Source organism: Roseicella aerolata, from assembly GCF_020523605.1.
Lineage (GTDB): Bacteria > Pseudomonadota > Alphaproteobacteria > Acetobacterales > Acetobacteraceae > Paracraurococcus > Paracraurococcus aerolatus.
In genome coordinates this window covers 1-7,612 of sequence record NZ_JAJAQI010000093.1, presented here as the reverse complement: position 1 = coordinate 7,612, position 7,612 = coordinate 1, and the positions used below count along the sequence as shown (strand labels likewise).

The 7,612-nt window shown below is 67.3% G+C and carries 7 protein-coding genes; 2 read left to right on the top strand and 5 right to left on the bottom strand.

Annotation, left to right across the window (positions count from 1 at the left end; all coding sequences use genetic code 11):
* Positions 1-464 precede the first annotated feature (464 nt).
* The gene (locus tag LHA35_RS27255) at positions 465-1,475 is read left to right on the top strand and encodes an FAD-binding oxidoreductase (protein WP_226614307.1); all 1,011 of its coding nucleotides are present in this window, start codon (positions 465-467) and stop codon (positions 1,473-1,475) included.
* Between the two features lie 281 nt (positions 1,476-1,756).
* Here LHA35_RS27255 and LHA35_RS27250 read toward each other — a convergent pair whose 3' ends face one another.
* Together LHA35_RS27250 and LHA35_RS27245 are read right to left on the bottom strand one after the other, a co-directional pair.
* Complete coding sequence (locus LHA35_RS27250; protein ID WP_226614306.1) at positions 1,757-3,175, bottom strand: amidase; 1,419 nt, start codon at positions 3,173-3,175, stop codon at positions 1,757-1,759.
* Between the two features lie 91 nt (positions 3,176-3,266).
* The gene (locus LHA35_RS27245) at positions 3,267-4,448 is read right to left on the bottom strand and encodes a phytanoyl-CoA dioxygenase family protein (protein WP_226614305.1); all 1,182 of its coding nucleotides are present in this window, start codon (positions 4,446-4,448) and stop codon (positions 3,267-3,269) included.
* Positions 4,449-4,906: 458 nt separating this feature from the next.
* On the opposite strand from LHA35_RS27245, the gene LHA35_RS27240 reads away from it, so the two are divergent.
* Positions 4,907-5,743 carry an HpcH/HpaI aldolase family protein gene (locus tag LHA35_RS27240; RefSeq protein ID WP_226614303.1) on the top strand — a complete coding sequence of 279 codons (837 nt, stop codon included), beginning with the start codon at positions 4,907-4,909 and terminating at the stop codon, positions 5,741-5,743.
* 135 nt (positions 5,744-5,878) lie between these two features.
* On the opposite strand, the gene LHA35_RS27235 is transcribed toward LHA35_RS27240, so the two are convergent.
* The 3 genes from LHA35_RS27235 to LHA35_RS27225 form a co-directional block, all read right to left on the bottom strand.
* Entirely contained in the window at positions 5,879-6,043 is a 165-nt protein-coding gene (locus LHA35_RS27235) for a tripartite tricarboxylate transporter substrate-binding protein (RefSeq protein WP_226614300.1), read from the bottom strand.
* On the bottom strand, positions 6,013-6,249 hold the full coding sequence (locus tag LHA35_RS27230) for a tripartite tricarboxylate transporter substrate-binding protein (protein ID WP_338051009.1): 237 nt from the start codon (positions 6,247-6,249) through the stop codon (positions 6,013-6,015). The genes LHA35_RS27235 and LHA35_RS27230 overlap by 31 nt, the downstream gene beginning before the upstream one ends.
* A 62-nt stretch (positions 6,250-6,311) precedes the next feature.
* Positions 6,312-7,028, bottom strand: coding sequence for an IS6 family transposase (locus LHA35_RS27225; RefSeq protein WP_226614296.1), 717 nt, complete (start codon positions 7,026-7,028; stop codon positions 6,312-6,314).
* Between the last annotated feature and the right edge of the window lie 584 nt (positions 7,029-7,612).

The following is a 7,612-nucleotide window of genomic DNA, read 5'->3' as shown; positions in this document are numbered from 1 at the left end:
GGCCTGCCGCAGCACCCCAATGATCTGTTCCGGCTTCAAACGCTTCCCTGCCATCCCGACCTCCCTCAGGAGGCCAACTCTTCCATCAAACCCGGATCCAGTTCAGGGGCGCAGGTCACCGGCCGGTCACGCAGGCCTTCCAGCCCTTCGGCATTGTAGCGGACCCCGTTGAACGCAGTACGTTCAACCTCGCAGCGCCTGGCGCTCCATGCCCGCCAAGCGCGCCGCCTCGGCCCGGCTCTTACCCTCCAACGCACTGGCGATCGCCAGCATCCGGGTGGACATCCTCGGATTCCGCTCCCGCCGCGCCAACGCCCGCAGCCGGGCCGGACTGGCCAGGTCAGTCCGGATCGCCAGTGCCGCTCCCACCATCCCCTCCGTCCTTCTCGGACCAGCAGGGAATCACACCAGCCAACCCCCTGGCGTCACAGGTGAGTTAGTCTCTCTGCTCGGCGGTATCAGAGTTGGATGCCGCGACGCAGGCGCATGGGCTGGCTGCCTCCAGCGGTGTGGTCGGCCATACCGGGATCGCCGGCCTGACGCTCGGCGGCGGCATGGGCCGGCTGATGCGCAAATACGGCCTGACCTCAGACACGCTGCTCTCAGCGGAGGTCGTGCTCGCCGATGGGCGCGTCGTGGCCGCCAGTGAGACGGAAAATCCAGACCTGTTCTGGGCCTTGCGCGGCGGCGGCGGGAATTTCGGAATCGTCACCCGCTTCGAGTACCGGCTCTTCCCAGTCGGGCCAATGATTCTCGGCGGGCTTATCCTGCATGAGTTCGCGCGGGCCACCGAGGCGCTTCGTTTCTACCGTGACTTCTGCCTGGCCGCGCCGGATGAGGTCAGCGTGGACGCCGCCCTGATGGCCATGCCCGGGGGAAGCCTGATGCTCGGCTTCGCGCCCTGCCATATCGGCCCGCTCGATCAGGCGGAACGCGAGTTGCAGCCGCTCCGCAGCTTTGGGCCGCCAGCCCAGGACATGGTCGGGCCGATGCCCTATGTCGCGCTGCAGACCAGTCTTGACGACCTCTTCGCGCGCGGGCGCCGTTTCTACTGGAAGTCGCACTTCCTGCGGGAAATGCCAGATGCCGCTATCGACACCATGGTCGCGCAATTTGCCAGGGTGCCCGGGCCGCCGAGTGTCATCGTCCTGCAGCAGGCGGGTGGCGAGACGGCCCGCCGCGGCGTAGGGGAGACAGCCTACGGCAACCGCGACGCAAACTGGAATTTCATTCCTTGCGCAATCTCGGAAGACCTGGCGGAGGACGCGCGCAATATCGCTTGGGTGCGCGGCGTGTTCGAGGCTCTGCGGCCCTACGTCACGGGCGGGGTCTATGTGAACGACCTGGGCGACGAGGGGGAGGAGCGGATACGGGCGGCCTATGGTGGCAACTACGATAGGTTGGCGCGGGTGAAGGCAAAGTACGACCCGTCCAACCTGTTCCGCCTCAACCAGAACATCCGTCCGGCTACCTGAGCCGTTCATCCAGCAAGTTATGCAGCTTTGGGCAGGAGCGCGATGTCCGGCTGCGACAGGGGGGTGACGGCTGCTCAGGTTGTCGGCGGTGACATAGACCCGCTCGGCCTCGTGCGGCAGCCAGCGCTCGACTTTCTCCAGGACGTCAACCCGATGGCAGTCCCGAGCTCGGGTAGGGCCGGGTGAGGCCTCCCCGGCCCGGCCTGCAGGTGGCGGCCGCCTTGCCACCGTCCCGCACCGGCATCGCCACCGTCCTCCGCCCGGGCCAGGTGGCCCCGGGTTCAACTGGCGAGCGGTGGCCGATGCAGAGCCCAGGGCCGCGCCGCCTCGAAAGCTGCGCTCGCCTGGAGCACGCCAAGATCGTCAAAGCGCCGGCCGACGATCTGCAACCCGACGGGTAGCCCCGCCGGGGTGAAGCCACAGGGCACGCTCGCCGCCGGGCTGCCCGACCAGTTGAATGGGTAGGAGAACTCCGCCCACATCAACCAGTCCCACTCATCCTGCGGCCAGTGCTCCGGCTGGAGTCGGTCCGCCGGGAAGGCCGCGACGCTCACCGCCGGCGAGAGCAGGAAGTCGTAATCCTGCATGAACTCATGGATCGCCTGGATGTAGGCGAAGCGACGCTCGCGCATCTGCATGAACTCCGCCACGGTCCAGCGCGCCGCCGACTTGATCATGGCGACGAAGCCGGGATCCATCCGGCTCTCGAACTCCGGCAGGTAGCGCAGCCGCGCAGTGAAGGTGGCGGGCCAGAAGAAGCGTACCAGCTCGGGCCCGAGTGGACCCCAGGCGGGCGTCACCTCCTCGACATGCGCGCCCATCTCCTCGAAAGCAGTAACCGCCTTGGCGACGGCTTCGGCAACATCGGGATCGACCCGCGCATGGCCGAGGTCGCGGGTGAAGCCGATGCGCTTGCCCTTCATGCTCGCTGACTTGAGCTGGCCGGCATAGTCCTGCGGCGGCGTCTCCAGCGAGGTGAAATCCCAGGAATGCGGCCCGGCGATCGCCTGCAGCATCAGGGAGGCATCCTCCACGCTGCGGGTCAGCGGCCCAACATGCGTGGCGAGGTCGTTGTTCGAAACCGGCCAGCTCGGCACGCGGCCATAGGTCGGCTTCAGGCCGTAGACGCCGGAGAAATGTGCCGGCATGCGGATGGAGCCCGCGCCGTCGCCGCCTTGGTGCAATGGCCCGTAGCCGCAGGCCGCCGCCACGCCAGCTCCGGAGGAGGAGGCGCCGGCATTCAGTCCCTTGCCCCAGGGGTTGTGGGTGATCCCCGAGACCGGCGCCTGGCTGACGCCCTTCCAACCCCATTCGGCCGCCGAGGTGGTCTTGCCCAGCATCATGCCGCCGGCGTCCAGCAGCCGGGTCACGACAGGCGCGTCGACATCGGGGATCGTGCCCTGCATCACCGCAGTCGCGTAGTCGGTCTGCACGCCTTTCGTCGGCTGCAGATCCTTGATGGTGACGGGAATGCCTTCCAGCAGGCGCGGCACGTCGCCTCGCATGAAGACAGCCTCGGACTGCCTGGCTGCCTCCAGCGCGTGGTTCGGTGTTACGCGCATCATTGCGTTCACCTGGGGGTCGATGCGCTCGATCCGCGTAAGCACGGCCTTGGCGACCTCGACCGGTGAGAGCTGGCGCGCACGGTACAGGGCGCCGAGCTCCGCAACACCAAGCCAGCCGATCTCATCGGTGTCCATCGTACGTAGCCCCCCTCATTGCCGCACGCGACCGGGTCAGTTTCGGCCGCCACCGCGAGCTGTCAACGGAAGGGGGCCACCCGGAGCTGTCTCAGATGGCGAGATCCTTGGTGTTGTAGTCGCGGATCACCCGGTCGAACGTCTCAGGCGTCAACCGGAACTGATCCTCGAGCCCGATGAACGGCTGGTACCTGAATACCGGCTCATCTGGAAAAGCCTGCTGCCGCGCATCGATGGCGACCTGGATCACCGCGGAGCGGTCGAAGATGCGCTGCTCGTCGTAAACGGCATTGGTCTCCGCGATCGACAGCGCCGCCTTCTGGCCCAGCACGGACTTGCGCCGGTGAAAGCCGAAGGTCAGCGAGATACGGAGGTCGGGCGAGCTGTTGGCGAAGGAGCCGTGCACCATCTGACGGTTGACCATGGTCACGTCGCCCGCCTCGCAGACCAGCGGCACCGCACCCGGCAACTGCTCGCTGCCGCCATTGGCCTCCACCATGGCCTTGATGTCAGCCTTGCCCAGCTTGTGGGAGCCCGGGATCACCCAGAGGCAGTTGGCCGGCGTCGTCGGGTAGAGCTGCACCTGGTAGTTGAAGCCATGGATCCCCTCATCCCAATCGGGCGAGTTCCAGTGCGTCACGCCGTCCTGGTGCCAGGCAACGGAGCCGCCGAGGCCAGGCTGCTTGACGAAGATTGCGTCATTGAACGGCACGAAATCGGGGCCGTTGATCGACTGCGCCGCGGCCAGCAGCTTGGGGTGCCCATAGAGGCGCAGGCCCGAGGGCATCGCCTGGCACATGGCATACATCAGGAACACCACGTGCTCCGGCGCGCCCGCGTCCGGCTTCGGCTGGCTCATCTGCGCCGGATGACGTCCCCCCAGTAGCTGCGTGCCTCCCCAGGGATCCGCCAGGGGCTTCGTGTAGCGGTAGGGGAAGCGCGCGTAGTCGAGGCCGAGCGCGGGACGCCCTTGGGCGTCAACCTTCGCGTCGGGCCCGACCGGGGCGCGCGAGAGCATGTTCTGCGCGTCGGCACGCAGCGCCTCGACCTCAGCCGCGTCGATCACGCCCTCGAAGATGTAGTAGCCATGGCGCCAGTAGGCGGTCTGGATATCGGGATGCAGCGCCCCATCATCGGTGAGACGCAGCGGCCCGCGGTTGCCGATCTCGGCCGCCAGCTGCTCGCCCGCGGCCTGGTAGGCAGCCATCCCGGCGGCATGCTCGGCGCGGGAGAGCCCTTGCGGAGCCGCCACCGGCTCGACCAGTTCGTTCATGGTACGTCTCGCTCCCTCAGTCCTGGCATCATTGTCGAACGGCCCGCCTACGCACAAGCGGCCTTCGGTCGGCACCAAGTGTCGAGAGCCTATGGACGGCTTCGCTCGGCCGATCTGACCCAGCCGTGATCCAACTCCGCGCGCTGCTCGGCCCACTCCAACGCGAAGGGCTCCGAAAGCTGCGGCAGCCCCAGTCCCTCGGGCTGCCGCCTGTCAAGGATCGCCTCGAGATGTCCGGCGCGAGCAGCTTCAGCGGCAGCAGGGTGCCCAGGTAGCCGCGCTCGATCCGCTCCGCCTCCGTGAGCCGTTCGGCAGGACATCGTTTTCGGAGAAGCAGGTGAAGGGCACGACGCATCGGCTCTCGACGCCGACGGCAAGTGGCGCCGCCCAGGTTGCGCGCATGTCCTGATCGGACGACACTCGTGGTCAGCGCCCCAATCGCCGGAGGAAACGACACCATGCGCCCCAACCGCCTGTGCCAGAAGCTGAATACCGGGGAACCGACGATCGGCACGCACATCCTGTCCAGCTGGCCCACGCTCGTGGAACTGATCGGCGACGCAGAGAACTATGACTACGTCGAGTTCACTGCCGAGTACGCGCCGTTCACCATGCATGATCTCGACAATCTCGGCCGTGCGTTCGAGCTGAAGAATCTCGCCGGCATGATTAAGGTTGAGCAGAAGCAGTACGCGCATCAGGCGATGCGAGCGATTGGATCGGGCTTCCAGAGCGTGCTTTTCGCCGATATCCGAACGGTGGCCGACGCCGAGTTGTGCGTCGCCGCGGTGCGAGCCGAAACCCCCGGCACCGGCGGGCGGCTGGGCGTCGGCATGCGGCGCGATGTCGGCACCGTACTGGAGGGCGGCTCGCCGGCCTATGTCGACGCGCTGAATGAGGTGGTGATCGCCATCATGGTCGAGAAGCGCGAGTGTGTGGAGGACTTGGAGGCGATCCTGTCGGTCCCGGGCATCGACATGGTGCAGTTCGGGTCGTCCGACTACTCGATGAGCCTGGGGCTGACCGGGCAGCGATCGCACCCGGACGTGGTGAAGGCGGAGCGCAGGACGATCGAGACAGCGCTGAGAATGGGCAAGCACCCGCGCGTGGAACTGGCGGACATCTCGAGCGCGAAGCCTTACCTGGAGATGGGGGTGAAGCACTTCTGCATCGGGTGGGATGTGCGGATCCTGTACAATTGGTGGCGCACGAACGGGGCCGGTATGCGGGCAATGCTGATGGGCGAAGCGCCGGTGGCCCAGGCGCCACAGCCAGCGAAGACCGGAACCTATTGAGGCGCCAGATCGAGGTATGGGACGCGCCATTCCCACCGCTGTTCACTCCATTCGCGCGCCCGACGCCCGGACCAGTGGCGCGAAGCGCGCCTCGTTCTCGCGCCGGAACTCGGCGAGGCCGGCGGGTGGTGTCCACTACACCGTGGCACCGGCCTCTTCGAAGCGGCGGCGCACCTCGGTACCCTGCACCGCCTCGCGCCCGAGCTCGGCGATGCGTTCGACGATCGCGGTCGGGATGCCGGCAGGGCCCAGCACCCCGCCCCACGAGTTCATCTCGTAGCCCGGCAGGAACTCTGCCATCCCGGCACGTCCGGCGCCTGCGGGCTGCGCCCCGCGCCAGTCACGGCGAGCGGCCGCACCTGCCCCTCGCGGGAGAGGCGCAGCGCCTCTGGGATATTGCCGAAGACCATGTCGACGCGGCCGCCCAGGAGGTCGTTGTAGGCCTGCGCGCCCCCGCGGTAGGGTACGTGCAGGATGTTCACCTGGCCCATGTGCATGAACGGCACCGTCAACTTGTTGCCGTCGGGCCGAGCGACCCGGCATGCCGAGGGCGATGCAAGCACGGAGTTTAGGCTGCCGCAGCAATCCCGCTGATGTTGGCCCATGCCTCGAACGCACGCGCCCTCGCGGCTCGATGCTCCCTGGCGGTGACGTGGTCGCGGCGGAGATGGAAGAGGTTGGCGATCTGGTCGTGGGCAGAGAGAAAGCGCTGTGCCTGCCGCGGCGAATTGAAGCGCTTCATCTGCCGCTCTCGTCGTCGTGTCGGCTGGTGCGAGTTCTCGGCCCGGTTGTTCAGGCCCTTGTGCCGGCGGTGCTCGACCCCGGACATCACCTCCCGCTTGGCCGCTCCGTAGTTTGGCAGCTTGTCGGTGATCATGACCCGCGGCGCCCGGCACTGCCGCTTCAGCAGCTTGCGCAGCAGGCGCTTGGCGGCCCGCTTGTCGCGTCGGCTCTGCAGCAGCACGTCGAGCACCATCCCGGTCTGGTCCACGGCACGCCAGAGCCAGTGCTGTACCCCGGCGATCTTGATGGCCACCTCGTCAAGGTGCCACTTGTTCTTGGCCTGCGGCAGCCGTTGCCTGATCCGGTTGGCGAACTCCTGGCCGAACTTGAGCGCCCACTGCCGGACGCTCTCATGGCTGACCACAATGCCGCGCACCGCCAGCATCTCCTCGACCATGCGGGGGCTGAGCGGGAAGCGGAAGTACAACCACACCGCATGGCTGATCACCTCGGCCGGGAAGCGGTAGCCGGCATAGAGCGACTTGGCGGCTGACGAGCTCATTCCAGCCTCCTACCGGACCGGGATCAGCCCGCCAAGCCGCGCTCAACCTGACGGTGCTCGATGGCGACCAGCACGCTCCGCCGCAGCGCCCCGGCGAAGCCGAGCAGCAGCAGGGTACGGTCGCGGGTGCCGGCGAGGCTGGCCGATGCGCAAGCGTATGCGGCGTTCCAGCGTAGACTGCGCGAACTTGCCGCTCCGTAAGCGGCAGCCGATCCACGCCTTGCGGTGATCACGGTGGGTGGTCGATGTCTCGGGCATGACTGACGACACGACGACGCCAGCACCACTCGCAAGCCGCTCATACGACGGTCATAAGAGCGGCTCCGGAGCGGCCTCTGATCCTGCAGTCGAAGTCCGGGTGCGCGCGATCCGGCGATGGACCTGGTCCACCGAGGAGCGGCTGCGGATCGTGCGGTTGGGTTTGGGTTTGCCCCGCCTCGATGGACATCAACGAAGCTTTCGCGCGAGGTGTCCGCGATGCCCAGACCCCATCCTGCCTACGCACCGGAGTTCCGGCGCCAGATGGTCGAGTTGGTCCGTGCCGGACGCGACCCGGCCGACCTTGCCCGCGAGTTCGAACCTTC